Genomic DNA, 21,317 nt, shown 5'->3' on the forward strand with positions numbered 1-21,317 from the left:
GCCCGTCGGCGGAGGACGGCCCGCAAGCAAATACCTTTAAAGGTCAAAACGACCAGATGCGGAGTTGGGACCTGGCCGAAAGTCTTACATCCTCGCCCTGGGGTCAGGTGGAACGCCGCTCGCGATACGGAATGTCGTCGGATCCGATCAGCACACGCTCCATCACCCGCGGGAAGTCGCCATAGTCGCGCACCGCGTAGTGCAGGCCGGCGCGATTGTCCCACAGCGCCACCGAATTGGGCCGCCAGCGGAAGCGGGCGTGGTGCTCGGGCTTCTTGACCTCGTCATAGAGCCGGGCCAGCAGCGCCCTGCTCTCTTCCGGCGCCAGGTCGACGAACCGAGGCTTGAGGCCGAAATTGATCCAGAAGATCTCCTCGCCGGTTTCCGGGTGGGTGCGGATGGCCGGATGAGCCACGAGCGGATAGCGTTCGCCCGACTTGGTCAAAGCGTCCTGATAGTCGTGGATGACATAGAGATCATCGACGGCCGCCTTCAGGTCCTCTGGCAGGCCTTTCCAGATCGCGTGGCCGTCGGCCCAGATCGTATCGCCGCCGACCTCGGGGATGTGCACGGCCTTCAGCACCGCGCCGAATGACGGGTTGATCCGCCAGCTGGTGTCGGTGTGCCAGTGGTTCTCACGGATATTGTACTGCTTGAACGCCTCGGCTGAGATCGGCTGCACCGCGCGATGGGTGTCGACCCCGCCGGTCGGATGGGCGTAGACCTCGCCGAAATTGGCCGCGAAAGCCAATTGCTGGTCGCGGGTGATGTCCTGGTCGCGGAAGAACAGCACCTTGCGCTGCAGCAGCAGGGCCTTGAGGGCGTCACGCTGGGACCTGCCCAGCGGCTGGCGCAGATCGACGCCGCTGACTTCCGAACCAATCGTTGGATTGAGCGGGATCGTGCTGAATTCCGCCGCGTCGCTCGCGGTCTCGCGAATACCAGTGATGGTGGCGCTCATGGGCCCGTCCTCGTCTGATGGATCGAGGCGTGGGCGAAAAGCGCCACACGCTGTCGCCACCATGAGTAATCACCACTGACGAGGCGAAACAGTAATCCTCTAACGCGCGCCAGAGATTCCTATATCTAAATTCCAAATAGTTCATGGCTCATGAAATCATAATAACGCCCGTATTATCCGGAGATACTAATATGATGTATTTTCTAAACTCCATTGCGATGGCCCACGCACGGTGACAGTCATTCCGGCGACATATCGGAGGCAGCCGCCATGGCGAAACGCAAACAACTGAAACTCGGTCATATGATTGAGGGCGCTGGCCGCACCTGGACCGATTGGCGCCATCCCGACGCCCAGCCCGGCGCCAGCACCGACTTCAAGTACTACGCCCGCGCGGCCAAACTGGCCGAACAGGGTAAGTTCGACTTCCTGTTCATCGCCGACAGCTTGTCGATCAACGCCAAGTCCAGCCCGCACTATCTCAACCGCTTCGAGCCGATCACCATCCTGTCGGCCCTAGCCGCGGTGACCGAGCACATCGGCCTGGTGGCGACGCTCAGCGTCACCTATTCGGAGCCCTTCAACGTCGCCCGCCAGTTCGCTTCGCTGGATCACATCAGCGGCGGCCGCGCCGGCTGGAATGTGGTGACGTCATGGCTTGAAGGTTCGGCCGAGAACTTCGGCAAGGCCGAGCACTTGGCCCATGACGTCCGCTACAAGCTGGCGGCCGAATATCTCGACGTCGTCCAGGGCCTCTGGGACAGTTGGGAGGACGACGCCCTGATCCACGACAAGGCCAGCGGGGTGTTCTTCGATCCCGACAAGCTCAACACCCTGGACCACAAGGGCGAATTCCTTTCCGTGAAGGGCCCGTTGAACATCGCCCGTTCGGCCCAAGGCCAGCCGGTGATCTTCCAGGCCGGCGCCTCGGAGGACGGCCGCAACCTGGCCGCCAAGCGCGCCGACGCGATCTTCGTCGGCCATGGCGACATCGAGGAGGCGCGCGCCTACTACGCCGACGTCAAGGCCCGCGCCGCCGGCTTTGGCCGCGATCCCGACAGCCTGTTCATCCTGCCCGCCGCGGCGCCGATCATCGGCTCCACCGAGGCCGAGGCCGACGCTCGCTGGCGCGAACGCGCCGAGCTGGTGTCGATCGAATCCGCCCTGGCCATGCTGGGCCGAGGCTTCAACGACCACGACTTCACAGGCTACGACCTCGACGCCCCCTTCCCCGACGTGTTCAGCCGTGGCGTCAACAGCTCGCAGTCGGCGACGCTGAAGATCGCCAAGGCGGTCGAGGAAGAGAACCTGACCCTGCGCCAGGTGGCCCTGCGCTTCGCCACGCCGCGCGGCGACTTGGTGGGCACGCCCGAGCAGATCGCCGACAAGTTCGAGCTATGGCTCGACAGCCGCGCCTCGGATGGCTTCGTGATCGGCCAATCGCTCCCAGGGCAGTTCCAACTGCTGGTCGAAGAGGTGGTGCCGCTGCTGCAGAAGCGTGGGATCTTTCGCGAAGACTACGAGGGCGCGACCTTCCGCGAAAGTCTGGGGATCGACGTTCCGGCCAATCGGTTCACCACCGCCAAGTCTGAACGCGCCGTCGCCTGAAACACAGGGGCTCGCTTCGTCCCGACGAAGCGGTCATCTACCGCGCTCACTATCGCCTATTTGGAGACCGCCATGTCGCTCGCGCTCGGGGACACCGCTCCCAACTTCGCAGCCGAAACTACGCAAGGGCCGATCGACTTTCACGACTGGCTCGGCGACAGCTGGGGCGTGCTGTTCAGCCACCCCAAGGACTTCACGCCGGTCTGCACGACGGAGCTCGGCGCCGTGGCGCGTCTGAAGCCCGAATTCGACCGACGCGGGGTCAAGGTGATCGGTCTCTCCGTCGATCCGGTCGCCGATCACGCCCGATGGGCCGCCGACATCGCCGAGACCCAAGGCCACGCGGTGAACTATCCGCTGATCGGCGACACGGACCTTTCGATTTCCAAGGCCTGGGGCCTGCTCCCCGCCAGCGTCGAAGGCGCCTCGGCCGGCCGCACCGCCGCCGACAACCAGACCGTCCGCAACGTTTTCGTCATCGGCCCGGACAAGAAGATCAGGCTGATCCTCGCCTACCCCATGACCACTGGCCGCAACTTCGATGAAATCTTGCGGGTGATCGACAGCCTGCAACTGACGGCCAAGCATCGTATCGCCACACCCGCCGATTGGGCTCAGGGCGAGGATGTGTTCATCGCCGGCTCGGTGTCGAACGAAGAGGCCAAGACGCTCTATCCAGGGGGCTGGCGCGAGCCCAAGCCCTACATCCGCATCGTGCCCCAGCCCCAGGGCTGACGTGCGACCGGCCAGGATCGATGCCCGGTCCTTCTGCGGTCACCCAAGCCTTCGCCCCTCAACGATGATCCAGGGCCGATGCTTCGCGCATCCATGGGACTACTCGTCAATGAGGCCGGACGCGTGCTCCTGGGACTTCGCGCGCCGCGTAAGCCTGTTTTGCCGGACCGCTGGGACGCGATCGGCGGACGGGTCGGCGTTGACGATCCGCGCAGCCAACACCGCCTTGACCTTGGCCCCATTGGCATAGGCGAAGGCGAACGGCGCCCTCCAGTGCGCCCGCCGCCGCCATCCGGGCGCGGACGCCCCCGCGCTGATCGCCGATCGTCAGGACCGGTCGCGGGGTCGCCTGGCGCTTCGCGCAGCCCTGAAGAGCAAACCCAGCGAGGCCGCCGACGAGCAAGGCGCGTCGATTGGGATTGAGGGGAGCGGTCGAACGAAAGTCTTTCAAGTCCGTCATTTCAACCACTCCAGCCGCCTAAAAATCGAGCGACAGGCGCGTGTAGTAGAACCCGCCGCTCGGGGCGTAGGGCGAGGGAGCATAATAGCCCGCGCCGCTTTGCGGACTGCCGACGCCGTTGGTCTCCGGCCGAACGTCGAAAAGGTTGGAGGCGCCGATCGCCACACGCGCCCGCTCCGTGATCGACAGCGTGACGTCCAGGTCGGTGATCCACTTGGACCCAAATTCACGGTCGGTCGTCGGCGGGATCTGCCGCGCGACATAGCTTCCGTAGCGGCTGGTCTGCAGATTGATCTCCGCCCGCCAGAACGAGAGATTCCCACCCAAGATCAGCTTGGTGTGCGGGTTGAGCACAGTCAGCTCGCCAACCTTGTCAGCGCCAAAGAAGGCCGAGCCGGCCGACAGGCTCGACAGCTGGGCCGGGGCGTCGATGATGTGGGTGACGTCGGTCTTGTTGTAGTTGAACGCCGCGCTCAGCCGCAGCCGTCCCCAGTCGCCCAGACGCCGGGTCGTGTCCAGCACCACGTCGACGCCGTCGGTCCGCGTGTCGACGGCGTTGGTGAAATATTCCACGCTTTGGATCTGGCTCAGGCCGTTTGCGACCAGGATGGGCGTCACCGACGGGCCAAACAGCCGTCCCGTGCGGACGATGCGGTCCTCGATGACAATGTGGTAGGCGTCGATGGTCAGGTTGACGTTGGCGGTCGGGCGCAAGACCACGCCCAGGCCGACGTTCCAGCTTTCCTCGGGCTTGAGATCCTGCGCGCCCAGCAACCGCGCGACCTGCGAGTCGTTGCGCGCCAGCTTGGCGACATTGGGCTGCAGGACGCCGTTGATCACCGCGGTGCGGCCGTCGGTCTGGGCGTAGCCGAGCTGGGTCAGGGACGGGGCCCGGAAGCCGGTGCCGACGGTGCCGCGCACCGCCACCTTGTCGGTGAAGTCGTAGCGAGAATTGACCTTCACCCCGACCGTGCCGCCGGCGCTGCCAGTATATTGTTCGCCGCGCACCGCCAGGCCGACATACCATTTGTCGGTTGGGCTGAGTCCCAGATCGACATAGCCGGCGACCACATCGCGCTTCAGGTCGACCACGTCGTCGGGCGTCAGGACGACGGCGGCCTGGACCACCGGCGAGGCCAGGACCCCGACATTCCAGTCATACTGCTGGTCGCCCTTCTGGATCACATAGGCGGCCGGCGTATAGGCCAGGGGATCGGCGGCGAAGGTCTGGAAATGATCGCGGCGGGCTTCCGCGCCGAAGGACAGGCTCAGGGGCTTGGCCCAACCGATCTCGATCTCGCGCGTCACATCCAGATTGGCGGTCGTCTGCTCGAACAGGAAGGTGGCCAGGTTGGGCCACTTGGTCGGCGAGGTCGGCCCCAGGGCAGGCCGGATCGCCAGATCGCTGAACTGGTGATTGCGATTACGCCCCTGGGAAAGGCTGAAGTCCCAGTCCCAGGCGCCCAGCTTGCCGCGCCCGCCGCCGACGAACTGATAGTCGGTCTCCGAGGTGTTGTTCAGCGGATAGTAGCCATTGGGAAAAAGCGCCGAGAAGCTAGCGTTGCTGTTGGGCCGGCGGAAGTTGTTGCCGATCACCGTGTCGCGCTGGCCATAGGTTCCGTAGGAATAGACCGTCAGGTCTTCGCTCAGCGGCAGTTCGGCATTGTAGGTCAGGTTGAACGCCTCGACCTCGGGATCGCCATTGTGGGCGCCGTCGGCGTTCCAGGCCGCGTTGCGGGCGCTGGCGGCGGCGACATTGGCGTCGAACTGGGCCTGGGTGATGCCCGCCGTGGCGATGACCTGGGCGGCGGTGCGGCCGGTCGGCAGGCCGTAGAGATTGGTGTCGGTCGCCTTGAGGTTCCACCAGGCCAGGCCACGCTTGCGGTAGTCGCCGCCGAGGTGGACGAAGCCGCCCTGCTTGCCCAGGGCAAAGCCGAAATCACCCTGGATCTTGTAGGTGTCGGGGTCTCCCTCGCCGCCATAGAGCCCGCCATAGGTGACCGACAAGCTGCCGCCCTTGGCGCTGTTGTCGAGCACGACATTGACCACGCCGGCTATGGCGTCGGAGCCGTATTGCGCGGCGGCGCTGTCCTTGAGCACCTCGATCCGCTGCACGGCGCTGGTCGGGATCAGGTCCAGATCGACGGCGTTGACGCCGCTGGTGTCGCCGCCGCCATTGGTCAGCAGCGAGCTGTTGTGCCGCCGTTTCCCGTTGACCAGGACCAACGTATAGGCCGGGCCCAGGCCTCGGTTGGTGATCGGCCGGACGATCGAATTGACGCCCGCCTGGTTGGTGCCGAAGTTCACGGACGGCAGCAGCTTGGACAGGGCCTCGGAAAACTCAGCTCGGCCGGTATAGTTCAGTTGCTTGGCGTCGAGCACGTCGATCGGCGCAGGACTGTCGGCGACCGTGCGTTGCGCACCACCGCGCAACCCCGTGACGATGACGGCTTCGACAGCGGTCTCCGCCTCTGCCGCATCCGCCGCCGCCACTACGCCACCAGCCACTTCGGTCTCGGCGCGCGCCGCCGAAGCAAAAGCCAGGATGGATCCCGCCATGATCAGTGACGCTTTGAAAAAGCTACTGCGCATTCCTTACCCCCAAAAATCCTCGCCGGGATAAGGCGCACCTAATACTCATTGGTAAAATGAGATAAATTACATATTAAGTTAGATTTTTGTATATTTCATCCACAAATACCACCTATTCGATATATTTACCGGTTTTATGTGTGTAGTTTCAATATACAAATTTACGCATTAAGCTACACCGCACACAATCGCCCCAACGATCACTCCGCCACCCCGAGATAAGTGCTTCTGAAATTTTATCTGTATTCTATAGCCAATGGTAGAGTCTCGGGATCTGACTCCCTTACCCCTGAGAGCGCGCCTTCGTATGACCAACGCCCTAGCGACCTCTCTGATAGGCCGCTAGCGGTCGTAGCCCGGTGACTCCTGGTCAACGCGCCGCAGCAGCGCCGCCCAGGCCAGATCCGCGGTGCTGGCCCGATCGCTCGTGCCGCGCCCCTGACCGGCCACGAGGCGGGCGACTTCGTCCTGGGCGGCCTGGGGCGCGATCAACACTCCATCGCGTCCACCGCTGAGAGCGCGGATCTGCGCGGTGCAAGCCTTCTCCAGCTGATAGATTCCCAGCCACGCCGCGCCAGGCGAAGCGCCCAGGGCCAGCGTGCCGTGATTGCGGAGCAGCAGCAGGGACTTGTCGCCCAGGTCGGCCACCAGCCGCTCACGCTCGTCCAGGTGCAGGGCCACGCCCTCATAGTTGTGATAGGCCAGCCGTGGGATGACCGCGAGCGAGCGCTGGTTCAGCGGCAGCAGCCCTTCCTTCTGAGAAGAGACCGCGATGCCGTCGTCGGTATGGAAGTGGATGACGAAATGGGCGTCCTCGCGCGCGGCGTGGATCGCCGAGTGGATGACAAAACCCGCATAGTTGACGCCATAGGCGCTCGGCTCGACCAGCTCGCCATCTAGGTCGATCTTCACTAGGCTCGAGGCGGTCACCTCGCCAAACCGCAGCCCATAGGGATTGATCAGGAAGTGGTGCTCGGGCCCCGGCACGCGCGCCGAGACATGGGTGAAGATCAGATCATCCCACCCCTCCAGCGCCGCAAGGCGATAGAGCGCGGCCAGATCGACACGCACGCGCCATTCGTCTTCACTGACCTTGTGCCGGATGGGTTCGACACCAGGAATGAAACCGTCCGCCACGCAAGCCTCCACCGCAAAAAGCTTATCTAACGCAATTGCCGGCCCTGCCTTCAAACGATCATTAATCAACAAGCTTATTTACATTCAAAATTCCACCCCGCCGGACAACAAGATCGAAATACGACTTCCGCCTTGAGATCATGATTAGAGATAAGCTATCCGAGATGTCGCTTAATCTCATTTGTCAGGCAGGAAAATAGACAGCAAACCGGTCGCATGCTTGGCGGAGAGTTGCATGCTCATCGGCGCGTCCTTCAGCTTTCAAAGCGGCGCTCTCGACCGCCGCCTCGGCTTTAGGGATGGAGACGCCAATGATTGACGCCCCCTCCCGTCGCGGCGTGCTTGGCGCCGGTTTGGCCGGCGCCCTGCTTTGCGCCTGCGGCGCCGACACGCCCGACGAAGTCCTGGTTCTGGGCGACCAGGCCAACCTCACCCGGGCCAAGGTCGAGGCCGCGGGGCTTTTGAAGGGTCGCCCCTACGCCTTCCGCTGGGCCAACTTCGCCGGCGCGGCTCCACTGTTCGAAGCGGTCATGGCCGGGGCGGTCGACACCGCGCCCGCCGGCGACACCCCGGTCTTGGCGGCGGCCGCGGCCGGCGTGCCAATCCGCCTGGTCGCGGCCAGCCAGTCTTCAGGGCGGGGCGTGGCGTTGCTCGTCGCGCCAAACTCGCCGATCAAGAGCGTCCACGACATCAAGGGCCGAAGCGTCATCGTCTCATCGGCGCGCGGCAGCGTCGCCCATTACCTGTTGCTGGGCGCGCTGAAGGAAGCCGGCCTCAAGCTTTCCGACGTCACGATCGGCTTCATGCTGCCCGGCGACGCCCAGGCCGCGTTCGACGCCAAGCGCATCGAGGTATGGGCGACGTTCGGCCTCTATCAGGCCTTGGCCGAATACCGCGGCGCTCGCGTGCTGCGCGACGGAGTCGGCATCAATAAGGGCTTGAACTTCATCACCGCCTCGCAACGCGCCCTGGCCTCGCCCGGCAAGCGGCGCGCCATCGCCGACGCGCTCGGGCAGTTCGCGGCGGCCAATATCTGGGCCAATGCCCACAAGGACCAATATGCTGCAGTGTTCGCCAAGGTGACCGGCGCCCCGCTAGCGGTGGCCCAGCTGGTGGTCGAACGCGAGAACCCGGTGCTAAGGCCTGTCACCCCGGCCGTGACCGGCAAATTGCAGACGGTCGCCGATACTTTCTTCCAGGCTGGGCTTCTGCCCAAGACCGTCAACGCCGCGGCCCTGGCTGACGCCACGCTGTTTGCGGTCTAGGGCCGCGGCCCCTCGGTCATAGTGGTGGCGTCAGCTTCTCTATATTCCTACTAAATCTATCTGAATTGAGATTGGCGCCGATCAAGGCTTGGCTGTGAGCGATCCGCCCGCTCGCCCATGCCCACGACCTGGACGTTTCGCGCGCCACCCCTCCTCTGGACACGCCCATGCCACCGACCAAACCCCGCGCCACCGCCCGGTCCGCTTCGCCGGACGCCGATCGCCGCGCCATGTTGCTAGGGGGCGGCCTCGCCGCCGCCACCGCCAGCCTGACCACCGGCCAGGCCAAGGCCGAACCCTCTACAAGTCCGGTTCCCCCGCCGGCGCCGCAGCCCCGCGCGCCCGTCGGCGGCAAGAGCCCTTGGGGCTACGAGACCTTCAACCAAGCCACGCCAAAACCCGTTTCGGTGCGTCCGGGCGAGACGCCGATACCGACCCATCCACGCCCCTACACCGACATCAAGAGCTACCACGCCCATATCTATTTCGACGAAGACACCGCCCAAAAGGCGGCCCTGTTGCGCGGCTGGGTGGCCGAGCGCTTCCTGGTGGAACTGGGCGACTGGAACCTGACGCCGCGCGGACCACACGTGACGCCGTCGTTCTACTTCGGCTTCACCAACGACCTGCTGCACGTGATCCTGCCCTGGCTGCAGCTTAACAGCCTGGGCCTGACCATCCTGCTGCACCCAAACACCGACGATCCGCGCGCCGACCACCTCTACTACACTGCCTGGATCAACCGCGCCCAGCCGGTCAACGCCTATGCCATGCACAAGCCTGGCGAAGGCGAGCCGGCGGTCGAGCTGATCTATCCCAACACCAAACCCCACGTGCCGATCGAAACCGCTTAAGGGCGCTCGCCCTTGGAGACCGCCATGACCAAGCTCTTCCTGCTCGCCTCGGCCGCCGTCCTCGCCCTTTCAGACCCGGCCGCCGCCCTGGCCGCCCAGCCCGATGCGGCGGCCATCCACGCCCGCGCCCTGGTTCTGGACAGCCATGTGGACGTGCCTTTGGACCTGGGGGTCGGCCCACACGAGGCCGGCGTCGATGGCGACGGCCAGATCGATCTGCCGAAGCTGGAGCGCGGCCAGGTCGACGCCGCCGTGCTGGCTGCGTTCGTCCCCCAAGGGCCACGCACGCCCGAAGGCTACGCCAAGGCGCGAGCCGACGCCGACACCAAGCTGGCGGCCATCCGCGCCATTGCCGAGCGCCATCCGGACCGCGCCGTGCTGGCCCTGAGCGCCGCCGATGTCGAGGCCGCCGCCAAGGCCGGCAAGCGGGCGATTATCGTCGGCTTCCTCAACGCCTATCCGTTCGGCGAGAGCCTGGAACCCATCGACGCCTATTACCGCGCCGGCGTGCGCAGCTTCGGCTTCGTCCACGCGGGCAACAACGCCTATGCCGACTCCTCGCGGCCCAGCGGCGCCGGCCCAAAGGTCGAATGGGGCGGCCTCTCGACCCTGGGCAAAGCGGCAGTCGGCAAGTTGAACGACCTGGGCATCATCATCGACGTCTCGCAGCTGACACCCGACGGCGTCTTCCAGACGCTGAAGCTCAGCCGAGCGCCCGTGGTGGCCAGCCATTCCGGCGTCCAGGGAGCAGTCGACGCGCCGCGCAACCTGTCGGACGCCGAACTCGACGCCATCGAGGCCAATGGCGGCGTCGTCCAGATCGTCGCCTTCGGCCCCTATCTGGTCAAACCCGGTCCCGATTTCGCCGCCAAGGTCGCGCCGATCCGCGTCCAGTTCGGCCTGCCGGCCGCCTACGCAAAGACTTCGGACGGGACCGAGACCCTGACACCCGAAAAGCGCACCGACTACAGCCACGCCATCAACGCCCTGCTGCCCAAGGCCACGGTCCAGGACCTGATCGTTTCCGTCGACTACGCGGTCAAGCGAATCGGGATCGACCATGTCGGCCTGTCCTCCGACTTCAACCATGGGGGTGGCGTGGTCGGCTGGACCAACGAGGGCGAGGCCGCCAATGTCACAGCCGAGCTGGTCCGCCATGGCTACAGCGAGGCCGACATCGGCAAGCTCTGGGGCGGCAACTACCTGCGCGTCTTCAAGGCCGTCGAGACCGAGGCCAAGCGCTAACGATCAGGCCAACGATGGAGAGCTCAACGAATGCTCTCCATCGTCATATTTCTAATACTCGATATAATAATCGTTAATAAATATAAGTTTAATAAGCCTATTTTGAAATACTCATGAAAAATATTGCCACCCACAAGACACACCATAGAAATATTATATCTTTTATATTCAATAACTAAGCTTGAATATTTTTCCGCTTAAGCCGAATCGCTCAGATTCCAGGCAACTCCTGTTTAGTTTTTCTACGTACCCATAATCCTCGCCGCACCGCAGCAATGAGACCTCGCAAGGCCCCGAGCGATCCGGGCCTTCGAGTTTTCAGGCGATCTTCCGCATCCAACTGGCCGCCGCTCACGCGGCGGCCGCCTTCTCGGAAGCGCCTTGATCGGGGGTAAGTTGTCTTGAGTGTCAGTCGTCGCTCGTTTGTGTCGCGCGCCTTCGCACTGGGCGGGTTCGCCGCCGGTTACGCCGCTCTGCAGGGCCTGGGCCTGACGTCCACCGCTTTCGCCGAGGACTTCGCCCCGCCGCCGCATGGTCTAGGCCAGGGCCGCTCGGTGCTGGTCCTGGGCGCCGGGATCGCCGGCTTGGTGACCGCCTATGAACTCGAACGCGCCGGCTTTTCGGTCACTGTCATCGAGGCCCGCGATCGGGTCGGCGGCCGCAACTGGACGATCCGTGGCGGCGACACCGTCGAAACCCTCGATCGCCCCACCCAGACGGCGGGCTTTTCCAAGGGCCTCTATTTCAACGCCGGCCCCGCGCGCCTGCCCAGCCATCACCAAGGCGTCCTGTCCTACGCCAAGGCCCTGGGCGTACCGCTGGAAGTCGAGGTCAATTCCAGCCGCTCCAGCCTGCTGCAATCGGACAAGGCGTTCGGCGGAAAGCCGATCCAGCAGCGCCAAGCGGTCAACGACCTGCGCGGCGGCCTGTCCGAGCTCCTGGCCAAGGCCACGCGCGGCGGGGCGCTGGACCAGGACCTGACCGCCGACGACCGCCAAGCCTTGCTGGGCTTCCTGAAGATCTATGGCGACCTGGACGTCAGCGGCGCCTACAAGGGTTCGGAGCGCTCGGGCTACGTGATCGCGCCCGGCGCGGCTGACCAGAAGGGCGTAGCCCGAGCGCCCCTGCCGCTGCGGGAGCTGCTGGCCGACGAAGCCCTGCCCTACGCCCTGTTCGAGGACAACATCCTCATGCAGGCCACCATGCTGGAGCCCACGGGCGGCATGGACGCCATTCCCAAAGCCCTGGCCAAGGCCCTGAAGACGCCGCCGATCCTAAGCGCGGAGGTCACCGCCCTGCGTCAGACCGACAAGGCCGCCGAGGTCGCGATCCGCGATCGCCGCACGGTGGGACCGCCTCGTTCTCCTTTCGCGATCGTTCGATCGCCCTGCCTGGAGACATCCCATGGATCTGCAGTTGGATGGAAAGCGCGCCCTGGTCACCGGCGCCAGCCGAGGCATTGGCAAGGCCATCGCCCTTGCCCTGGCCAATGAAGGCGTCGACGTGGCGATCGCCGCGCGTAACATCGAGACCCTCAGCGCTACGGCCCTGGAGCTGACGCAAGCCACCGGCGGTCGCATCGTGCCGCTGGTTGTCGACACCGGCGACGACGCCTCGGTCAGGGCCCTGGTCGAGAAGGCGATCGTCGAACTCGGCGGGATCGACATCCTGGTCAACAACGCCGCCACGCCCGGCGGGGCGGCGCCGGCCGCAACCGTCGCCCAGGCCAGCGGCGCGGCGGTGCTCGAGGACGTCAACGTCAAGGTCGCCGGCTATCTGCGCACGGCCCAGGCCCTGGCGCCGCACCTGACCGCCGCCGGCTGGGGCCGCATCATCAATATCGGCGGTCTGGCCGCACGCAGCACAGGCCACTACGTCGCCTCGATCCGTAACGTCGCCGTCTCGGCCCTGACCAAGAACCTGGCCGACGAGTTGGGCCCGCACGGCGTCACCGCCAACGTCATCCATCCGGGCGGCACCCGCACCGAGAAGACCACGCCCGACGCCGAGGCCAGGATCGCCGCCAGCAACACCATCGGTCGGATCGTCGACTCCTCGGAGATCGCCTGGCTGGTCGCCATCCTGGCCTCGCCGCTGAGCGGCGCGATCAATGGCGAAACCATCGCCGCGGGCGGCGGCACGCCCAGGGTCATCGGATACTAGACCGTCGACGCACCGGAGGCCTTCGCATGTCGCGCCATGCTTTGATCCTTGGCGGCACGGGTCAGATCGGCCGCGCCGTCGCTGAAAACCTCCTGGGGCATGGCTGGGCGGTCTCGATCGCCTCCCGAGGCTTGCGACCGCTGCCGGACGCTCTGAACCGGCGCGGGGCCAAGGCCGTCCTCCTGGACCGCGACACGCCGGGCGAACTCACCCGGGCTTTGCGGAGCGGCGCCGACGCGCTGATCGATGTCACAGCCTACGGATCCGACCACGGGCGTCAGCTCATCGCCGTGCAAGACCGGGTCGGCGCGCTGGTGGTGGTCTCCTCGTCCAGTGTCTATCGCGACGGACTCGGCCGCACGCTCGACGAAGCCGTCAGCAACGGATTCCCCGAGCTTCCGGAACCTATCAGCGAAGTCCAAGCCACCGTCGCACCTGGCGAAGCGACTTATTCAACCCGCAAGGTGGCGCTCGAAAACCTGCTGCTGGACCAGGCCCAGATCCCACTGACGATCCTGCGCCCCGCCGCCATATCCGGCCCTGGCTCCCTGCATCCGAGGGAATGGTGGTTCGTCAAACGCATACTGGACAGACGCAGAGTCATACCGCTGGCCTATGACGGGCTGAGCCGGTTCCACACCACGTCCGCCCCGAACCTTGCCGAGCTGGCGCGCCTGGTCGCCGAACATCCGGACACGCGAGTCCTGAACATCGCCGATCCGCAAGCCTTGAGCGTGGCCGAGATCGGCCATGCGATCGGAGGCGCCATGGACTATGCCGGCGCCTTCAAACCCCTGCCCGACCCCGTTTTTCCAGCCAAGCTTGGACGAACGCCCTGGTCGGTCCCGCGCCCGTTCGTCCTGGACACCCGCGCGGCCCAGGCGCTCGGCTACAAACCGGTCACGTCCTACGCCCAGACCGTCGGCGGGATTTGCAAGGACCTGATCCGCAGGGCCGCGCGCGAAGACTGGAGGCAAGCTTTCCCAGTCCTGGCAAGCTACGCCTACGAACATTTCGACTATTCGGCGGAAGATGCTGCTTTGTGATATTCGCCGCGGCTCGTCTAGGACCGCCGCAGTTTTTCTTCAACGAGGTGCGAGAATTCTCAAGCCTTATTGTTTCTATTGAATTTTTAGACGCCAGTTGATCATCGGAAATCGAACAGTTCAGCACTGCTCGTTATCCGCCTTCGCGCGCGCGTCCTAGCGTCCAGCTCCAATTCGAGGGCTTCGACATGACGCAGCAACCCAACCGGCAACTGAAACTCGGCGCGATCCTGGGCGGCGTGGGCATGGACCACACCAGCTGGCGCGATCCCGAGCTGGCGGGCGACGCCAGCATCGACATCAACTGGTACATCGACAATGCCAGGCTGGCCGAGGCGGCCAAGTTCGACCTGGTGTTCATCGTCGACAGCCCGTTCATCACCCCTGATACCGCGCCGCACTTCCTCAACCGCCTCGAGCCCCTGACCCTGCTGTCGGCGCTGGCGGTGAGCACGTCGAAGATCGGCTTGGTGGGCACCCTGACCACTTCGTACTGGGAGCCTTACAACGTGGCGCGTCAGTTCGGCTCGCTGGATCACATCAGCAAGGGCCGCGCCGGTTGGAACGTGGTGACCACGGGCCTGGAAGGCGCCTCAAAGAATTATGGCCGCGACGAGCACTTCGAGCATGGCGAGCGCTACGAGCGGGCCGGCGAGTTCGTCGAGGTGGTCCAGGGCCTGTGGGACAGCTACGAGGACGACGCGTTCCCGCGCGACAAGGCCGCCGGCGTCTTCCTCGACAAGACCAAGCAGCATGCGCTGAACCACAAGGGCAAGCATTTCTCGGTGGCTGGGCCGCTGGCGCTCAGCCGCTCGCCGCAAGGCCAGCCGGTGATCTTCCAGGCCGGGGTCAGCGGTGCGGGCCGCGACCTGGGCGCCAAGATCGCCGAAGGCGTATTCGCCGGGGTCGAGACCTTCGAGGAGGCGGTGGAATATTACGCCGATCTCAAGGCCCGCGCCGCCGCCCTGGGCCGCAACCCCGACCACATCAGCGTCCTGCCGGGTCTGGCCCCGATCATCGCGGACACCGACGAGGAGGCCCGGGCCGTCGCCGAGGCCCAGGCCGGCGCGCGCGAAATCGACAAGGCCCTGGTCGAACTGGGACGGGCGTTCAATTACCACGACTTCCGCAAGTATCCGCTCGACGGCCCCTTCCCGGACGTCAGCGAGCTGAGCCTGAACAGCTACAAGGGCCGAGCCGAGCGGATCGTCGCCGTCGCCAAGGCCGAGGCCCTGACCCTGCGCCAGACCGCGGAGCGGTTCGGCCGCTGGCGTTCGAACTTCGTCGGCTCGCCCCAGACCATCGCCGACGAGATCGAACGCTGGTTCGTCGGCCGAGCCGTGGACGGATTCATCCTGCGTGTCGACCGGCCCGGCGTCTTCGCCCAGTTCCGGGACAAGGTGGTGCCGTTGCTGCAGGCCAAGGGCCTGTTCCGCACCGAATACGAGCACGACACCCTGCGCGGCCACCTGGGCCTGCCGGTTCCCCAGCACCGCTGGGCCGAGCGCTCCGATCAGATCGCCGCCGAATAGCCCCGCGCCGATGTCGCTGTTCCAACCCCAAAAGCTGGGCGCGCTCACCTTGTCCAATCGGATCGTGATGGCGCCGCTGGGCCGCGCGCGCGGCACGCCGGCCTCGCGCGAGCCCACGGCGCTGGTCGCCCAATATTATGTCCAGCGCGCCAGCGCCGGTCTGATCGTCTCCGAAGCCACCCACGTCTCCGCCGACACGGTCAGCCGGCGCGGCACCACGGCGATCCATACCGAAGGCCAGGTCGCGGCCTGGCGCAAGGTCACCGACGCCGTGCACGAGGCCGGCGGCCGGATCGTCCAGCAACTCTTCCACCTGGGCCGCAAGGCCGACCCTGCCCTGCTTCCGACCGGCGCCTGGCCGCTCGCGCCTTCGGCGATCGCCGCGCGCGCCGAGTTCGCCACGCCCCAGGGCCCCAAGCCCTTCCCCGTGCCGCGCGCCCTGGAACATGACGACATCGCGCGCATCGTCGAGGCCTTCGGCCTGGCGGCCGCCAACGCCCGCCGCGCCGGCTTCGACGGCGTGGAGATCCATGGCGCCAATGGCTACCTGATCGACCAGTTCTTGCGCGATGGCTCCAACTTGCGTCACGACCGTTATGGCGGCGACGTCGAGGGCCGCGCGCGCTTCCTGCTTGAGGTCGTCGAGGCGGTGACGCCGCACTGGGGCGCCGACCGGGTCGGCGTGCGCCTGTCGCCGCACCCGCATCCCGACGGCACGCAGGACGCCGCGCCTCGCCGCCTCTATCGCTATGTCGCCGAGCGGCTGGCCGCCCGAGACCTGGCCTATCTGCATCTGGTCGAGCCGGCGACCATCGCGCCGGCCGACCGTATCGCCCCGGTTGTTCGGCAAGCCTTCGCCGGACCACTGATCCTCTGCGGCGGCTTCGACAAGGCTTCGGGCGAGAGCGCCCTGGCCGAGGGCCGCGCCGACCTGATCGCCTTCGGGGCGGGCTTCATCGCCAATCCCGACCTCGTCGAACGGCTCCGGCGCGACGCGCCCTGGAATGCGCCCGACCCCAGCACCTTCTACAGCGGCGGGGCGGCCGGCTATGTCGACTACCCTGTGCTAGCGCCGGTGGCGGAGGCGGTATCGTGACCGATCAGGAACGACAGGCCTGGGCCGTCGGGGAGCCGGAGCCGCGCTGGAACCGACGCCTGCTGCTGGGCGCCGGCCTGACCCTTGGGGGCGGCCTGCTGCTCAGCGGCTGTGGTCGACATGAGCAAGTCCCCGAGCCGACGCTCCGTGTCTCGATCACCGGCAAGGGCGAGGGCGATCAGGAACGGCTGCAGCAACTGGCGGGCCTCACCACCCCTGGCTTCAAGGTCAGCTTCGCCCATTTCGAATCTGGCCACCTGGTCATCGAGGCGCTCAACAGCCGCGCTCTCGACTATGGGAGCATGAGCGAGATCCCACCGATCTTCGCCGCAGCCTCGACCACTCAAAGCTTCCGCCAGATCGCCGTGCTGCATGGCGACGTCAACAATCAGGTCGTGTTGGTTCCCAAGGGTTCGCCCATCCAGACCCTGGCGGACTTGAAGGGCAAGCGGATCGGCTATGTCCGCGCCACCACCTCGCAGTACTTCCTGATTCGGATGCTCCGCTCGGTGGGCCTGGACTGGAAGGACATCACGCCCGTGGCGATGGGCGTCTCGGACGGCGCGGCCGCCTTCTCGAGCGGAGCCTTGGACGCCTGGGCGATCTACGGCTTTCCCATCCAGCGGGCCCTGGCCACCCAAGGCGCACGGATCCTCAAGACGGCGCTCGGCTTCCTGTCCGGCAACTACATCATCTCGGCGCACGTTGACGCCCTGGCCGATCCCAAGACGTCCGAGCTGATCGGCCGGTACTTGCAGGTCACCCGCCAGGCCTACGCCTGGGCGACCAGCCATCAGGACGAGTGGACCGCGGCGATCGCCCAGGAGATTGGCGTGCCTCTGGCCTATGTCCGCGACCAGTTCGCGCGCAAGAGCGCCAGCTACGCGCTACGCCCGGTCGATGCGGCGGCCATCGCCTCGCAGCAGGAAGTCGCCGACGTCTTCGCCAGCGCCGGCCTGATCCCCAGGGCGGTCGATGTGCGTCCGCTCTGGGACGATCGCTTCAACGCCATTCTCCAACGAAAGGCGTAACCGCCATGCCCGCAGCGCTTGCGCCGGCTCCGCGTTCGACCCCTGGCTCGATTGGGCCGATCGACCAGGATCGCCTCGACGATCTGACGCGGCGACTGGCGCAGACCGCCGAGGCCTATGACCGCAGCGCCGAGTTTCCTCGCGCCAACTTCGACCTGCTGGCGACCGAGGGCCTTATCGGCCTGACCGTCGCGCCGGAGCACGGCGGCGGCGGCGCGGGCCTGGCCGAGGCCTTGAGGGTCCTGGGCGCGGTGGCCAAGGGCGAGCCGTCGACGGCCCTGATCCTGTTCATGACCTACGCCTATCACGCCCAAACCGACCGGGGCCGCTCCTGGCCCGCCCATATCTACGGACGCCTGGCGCGGCAGGCCGCGGCCGGCGGCGGCCTGATCGGCGGCCTGCGGGTGGAACCAGAACTTGGCACGCCGGTTCGCGGCGGCCTACCCAAGACCATCGCGCGACGCACCGCCGACGGATGGTCGATCAGCGGGACCAAGATCTATTCGACCGGCTCGACGGGTCTGGACTGGTTCTCCGTCTGGGCCAAGACCGACGAGGAAACGCCCAGGGTGGGCAACTTCCTGGTCGCCGCCGACAGCCCCGGCGTCACCATCCTGCCCGCCTGGGATCACCTGGGCATGCGCGCCACGGTGAGCCACGAAGTGGTGTTCCAAGATACGCCCACACCCTCCGATCATGCGGTCGACGTGCGTGCGCCGGCCGATTGGGCGCCCAAGCCTGGCGACAACGTCCAAGGGACCTGGAACGCCCTGGCCATCGCGACGATCTATGACGGCGTCGCCCGCGCCGCGCGCGACTGGCTGGCCGGCTGGCTCAAGGAGCGCGTGCCCACCAACCTGGGCGCATCGCTGGCCACCCTGGCCCGTACCCAGGAGAAGTTCGGCGAGATCGAGGCCCTGCTGCAGGTCAACGCCGCCCTGATCGGCGACGCGGCCGCCCGGGCCGACGCGGGCCAGGGCTTGAGCGCCGTGCAGACCAACCTGATCAAGTTCGTCGCCACGGGAAACGCCATCAAGGCGGTGGAAATCGGCCTGGAACTGACCGGCAATCCCGGGATCAGCCGCAAGAATCCGCTGGAACGCCACTATCGCGACGTGCTGTGCAGCCGGATTCATTCCCCGCAGAACGACACCATCCTGGTCGCCGCCGGCCGCGCCGGCCTTGGAGTTTCGGCATGAGCCTGGTTATCGCCAGCCAGATGGAAGAGGGCTTCAACGCCCAGCTTCGCCTCCATCCTCTTGGCCCCACCCTGGTCGTCGCGCCCGAAGTCGAGCCGTGGAGCACGGCGGCCGACGCCGACGTGCTGATCGCGCGGCCCAGTCCCGCTTGGCGCGGCGCCAAGACCCAGCCCAGGCCGCTCGGTTGGCCCGGACGCTTGAAGTGGGTCTACAGCGCCTCGGCGGGGGTGGACTTCTATCCACCCTGGCTGCTGGAAGCGCCGATCGTCACCTGTGGCCGCGGGGTGGCCTCCGAGGAGATCGCCGACTACGTGATCGCCGCCATCTTCCTTCAAGCCAAGGACCTGGAGGCGGTGCGTGCGCGCTCGCCCGCCGAATGGATCAACGTCCCGCTCGGCCGCGTCGCCGGCAGCACGATTGGCTTGGCCGGTTTTGGGGCGATCGGCCAGGCCGTCGCCCGCCGGGCCCTGGCCCTGGGCGCGCGAGTGACAGCGGCGCGACGGCGGCGCGACCTGCCCAGCGCCGTACCCGGCGTCGATCTGCTCGATACCTTGGACGAGGTCGTCGCCAGCGCCGATCATCTGGTGCTGGCCCTGCCCGGCACGAACCAGACTCGGGGCCTGATCGATGCGACGGTGCTGGCCAAGGCTAAGCCGACCGCGCACCTGATCAATGTCGGACGTGGCTCCGTGCTCGATCACGACGCCCTGGTCGCGGCGCTCGACGCCGGCGCCCTGGGTTTCGCCACCCTCGATGTGACCGAACCCGAGCCCCTGCCGGCCGGCCATCGTCTCTGGACCCATCCCCGGGTGCGTCTAACCCCGCACGTCGCCTCCAACCACACGCTGGTGCGCGATGTCCTCCTGGGCAAGGTCTCGGCCAATCTCGACCGCTTCGCGCGTGGCGACAGCCTGACCGATCTCGTCGATCGGGCCCTGGGATACTAACCGTGGTCGGGACGGGGCGCCAGCCCGCGCGCGCTCGGCGCGACCCGCCAATCCTGATCGTGCCAGGCCTGTTCAATTCTGGGCCGGAGCACTGGCAGAGCCATTGGCAACGAGCGCTGCCGACCGCCGAGCGGGTCGAACAGTCCGACTGGCAAAGGCCCACGCTCGGCGACTGGACCGCCAGCCTGATGGAGGCCGTCCGGCGACGCCCCGGCGCAATCCTGGTCGGTCACAGCTTGGGCTGCGCGCTGATCGCGCACCTGGCCGGCATTCGCGGCGACCGGGGCATAGCCGGCGCGTTGCTGGTCGCGCCCGCCGATGTCAATCGCCAAGGCCCGGTCGGCCGTCTGCTTGAAGGTTTCTCGCCGCTACCGCGCCAACGCCTGCCGTTTCCCAGCCTCGTGGTCGCCAGCCGCGACGATCCTTATGTCGAGATCGACCGGGCTCACGCCTTCGCCCAAGGCTGGGGCGCGGATTTCGTGGACCTTGGCCGCGCTGGGCACATCAATGTCGAGTCGGGTTATGGCCCCTGGGTCGGCGGCCAAGTCTTGCTTCGTCGGTTGATCGCCCGCGCGACGAAGGACGAACGCACGCCCTTGGGCTGAGCGCCTTCACGCCAGGTTGGGATAGCCCAGACCCACGGCGATGTCCTGCAAGCGCAGCGCGGCGCGATAGTGCTCGGCCGACGTCAGGCTAAAGCCCTCGAGCAAAAGGACCTGGCGAACCTCTCGCAGACTCTGATCGGCCGCCACCTCGTTGAGGACGGCGCGTAGCGCGGCCAATTGGCTCGAACTGGTTCCCAAGCTGGTAATCAAGGGCAGCCCCGGACTGCGAACGCTCCAGGTCAAGACCCGCAGATGATCAGTCAGGCTCGGCCGCCAGCGCTGCAGATGGGCCCATGTGACGCAATCGAGCGCCGCGACGTCGGCCTCGTCCTGGACAATGGCCTCGGCGCTGGCCAAGTGGCTGCCGGTGACCAGCACCGATTTGAAAAAGGCCTTGCCCGCCGCGAGGGGCGCGATCTCCGCGCGCAGCAGGTTCATGCCGCTGTTGGACGCTAGGTCATTGACCGCACAGCGGCCGCTGCGCAGGTCGTGAAGCGAGTTGACGGCGCTATCGGCCCGCACGACCACGGCGCTGCGATAGTCGACGCCGTCACAGCCCCGAGCGCGATAACGCGGCGTAGCCACCACGCGCACCTTTCCCTCCAGCCGCGTGGCCAGCGGCAGGCCGCAGGTCTGGGCCAAGAGCAGATCCGGGTCGGTCCACAGCACTTCCGGCGCGACATCGCGCGTCAGCTGATCAGGCACGTCGAAAAGGTTGCGGGCGCGGAGCCGATCAACGATCGCCGCCCACAAAGCGTCATTGGCGTCCTGCAGTTCGGGCAGGTCGTACATCGACAAGGCCGCCTTGCGTAGCCCCCGCTCCGCGGGTCGGACCGGAGCG

The 21,317-nt window shown here is 66.3% G+C and carries 18 protein-coding genes; 14 read left to right on the forward strand and 4 right to left on the reverse strand.

Annotated features, from left to right (window positions below):
* Positions 1–103: 103 nt before the first annotated feature.
* Positions 104–961 carry a TauD/TfdA family dioxygenase gene (locus EV278_RS07700; RefSeq protein WP_132088958.1) on the reverse strand — a complete coding sequence of 286 codons (858 nt, stop codon included), beginning with the start codon at positions 959–961 and terminating at the stop codon, positions 104–106.
* A gap of 270 nt (positions 962–1,231) precedes the next feature.
* On the opposite strand from EV278_RS07700, the gene EV278_RS07705 reads away from it, so the two are divergent.
* Entirely contained in the window at positions 1,232–2,569 is a 1,338-nt protein-coding gene (locus EV278_RS07705) for an LLM class flavin-dependent oxidoreductase (RefSeq protein WP_132088960.1), read from the forward strand.
* 72 nt (positions 2,570–2,641) lie between these two features.
* Positions 2,642–3,304: a peroxiredoxin gene (locus tag EV278_RS07710; protein WP_132088963.1), complete on the forward strand. Its 663-nt coding sequence runs from the start codon at positions 2,642–2,644 to the stop codon at positions 3,302–3,304.
* 478 nt (positions 3,305–3,782) lie between these two features.
* Here EV278_RS07710 and EV278_RS07715 read toward each other — a convergent pair whose 3' ends face one another.
* Positions 3,783–6,323: a TonB-dependent receptor gene (locus tag EV278_RS07715; protein WP_165916560.1), complete on the reverse strand. Its 2,541-nt coding sequence runs from the start codon at positions 6,321–6,323 to the stop codon at positions 3,783–3,785.
* 375 nt (positions 6,324–6,698) lie between these two features.
* Positions 6,699–7,493, reverse strand: a complete 795-nt coding sequence (locus tag EV278_RS07720) for a class II aldolase/adducin family protein (RefSeq protein WP_132088969.1) — start codon at positions 7,491–7,493, stop codon at positions 6,699–6,701.
* 311 nt (positions 7,494–7,804) lie between these two features.
* On the opposite strand from EV278_RS07720, the gene EV278_RS07725 reads away from it, so the two are divergent.
* The 12 genes from EV278_RS07725 to EV278_RS07780 all read left to right on the forward strand — a co-directional run bounded on the left by EV278_RS07725 (position 7,805) and on the right by EV278_RS07780 (position 20,476).
* Positions 7,805–8,758 carry an ABC transporter substrate-binding protein gene (locus tag EV278_RS07725; RefSeq protein ID WP_207905456.1) on the forward strand — a complete coding sequence of 318 codons (954 nt, stop codon included), beginning with the start codon at positions 7,805–7,807 and terminating at the stop codon, positions 8,756–8,758.
* A 167-nt stretch (positions 8,759–8,925) separates the two neighbouring features.
* Positions 8,926–9,612 (forward strand): DOPA 4,5-dioxygenase family protein, encoded by a 687-nt coding sequence (locus tag EV278_RS07730; protein ID WP_132088975.1) that lies wholly within the window; start codon positions 8,926–8,928, stop codon positions 9,610–9,612.
* A 24-nt stretch (positions 9,613–9,636) separates the two neighbouring features.
* Positions 9,637–10,857 carry a membrane dipeptidase gene (locus tag EV278_RS07735; RefSeq protein ID WP_132088978.1) on the forward strand — a complete coding sequence of 407 codons (1,221 nt, stop codon included), beginning with the start codon at positions 9,637–9,639 and terminating at the stop codon, positions 10,855–10,857.
* Positions 10,858–11,258: 401 nt separating this feature from the next.
* Positions 11,259–12,350: an FAD-dependent oxidoreductase gene (locus tag EV278_RS07740; RefSeq protein WP_132088981.1), complete on the forward strand. Its 1,092-nt coding sequence runs from the start codon at positions 11,259–11,261 to the stop codon at positions 12,348–12,350.
* The gene (locus EV278_RS07745) at positions 12,262–13,020 is read left to right on the forward strand and encodes an SDR family NAD(P)-dependent oxidoreductase (protein WP_132088984.1); all 759 of its coding nucleotides are present in this window, start codon (positions 12,262–12,264) and stop codon (positions 13,018–13,020) included. The genes EV278_RS07740 and EV278_RS07745 overlap by 89 nt, the downstream gene beginning before the upstream one ends.
* Positions 13,021–13,046: 26 nt before the next feature.
* Positions 13,047–14,066: an NAD-dependent epimerase/dehydratase family protein gene (locus EV278_RS07750; protein ID WP_207905457.1), complete on the forward strand. Its 1,020-nt coding sequence runs from the start codon at positions 13,047–13,049 to the stop codon at positions 14,064–14,066.
* Between the two features lie 188 nt (positions 14,067–14,254).
* Positions 14,255–15,598 (forward strand): LLM class flavin-dependent oxidoreductase, encoded by a 1,344-nt coding sequence (locus tag EV278_RS07755; protein WP_132088986.1) that lies wholly within the window; start codon positions 14,255–14,257, stop codon positions 15,596–15,598.
* Between the two features lie 10 nt (positions 15,599–15,608).
* Positions 15,609–16,694: an alkene reductase gene (locus EV278_RS07760; RefSeq protein ID WP_132088989.1), complete on the forward strand. Its 1,086-nt coding sequence runs from the start codon at positions 15,609–15,611 to the stop codon at positions 16,692–16,694.
* Positions 16,691–17,725, forward strand: a complete 1,035-nt coding sequence (locus tag EV278_RS07765; RefSeq protein WP_132088992.1) for an ABC transporter substrate-binding protein — start codon at positions 16,691–16,693, stop codon at positions 17,723–17,725. Before EV278_RS07760 ends, EV278_RS07765 begins: the two co-directional genes overlap by 4 nt.
* 5 nt (positions 17,726–17,730) lie before the next feature.
* Positions 17,731–18,924, forward strand: coding sequence for an acyl-CoA dehydrogenase family protein (locus tag EV278_RS07770; RefSeq protein WP_132088994.1), 1,194 nt, complete (start codon positions 17,731–17,733; stop codon positions 18,922–18,924).
* Entirely contained in the window at positions 18,921–19,871 is a 951-nt protein-coding gene (locus EV278_RS07775) for an NAD(P)-dependent oxidoreductase (protein ID WP_132088997.1), read from the forward strand. Before EV278_RS07770 ends, EV278_RS07775 begins: the two co-directional genes overlap by 4 nt.
* A gap of 2 nt (positions 19,872–19,873) precedes the next feature.
* Complete coding sequence (locus EV278_RS07780) at positions 19,874–20,476, forward strand: alpha/beta hydrolase (protein ID WP_132089000.1); 603 nt, start codon at positions 19,874–19,876, stop codon at positions 20,474–20,476.
* 6 nt (positions 20,477–20,482) lie between these two features.
* Here the strand turns inward: EV278_RS07780 and EV278_RS07785 are convergent, their stop codons facing one another.
* The gene (locus EV278_RS07785) at positions 20,483–21,268 is read right to left on the reverse strand and encodes a PhnD/SsuA/transferrin family substrate-binding protein (protein ID WP_165916561.1); all 786 of its coding nucleotides are present in this window, start codon (positions 21,266–21,268) and stop codon (positions 20,483–20,485) included.
* Positions 21,269–21,317: the final 49 nt, after the last annotated feature.

It is taken from the genome of Caulobacter sp. BK020, from assembly GCF_004342605.1.
Lineage (GTDB): Bacteria > Pseudomonadota > Alphaproteobacteria > Caulobacterales > Caulobacteraceae > Caulobacter.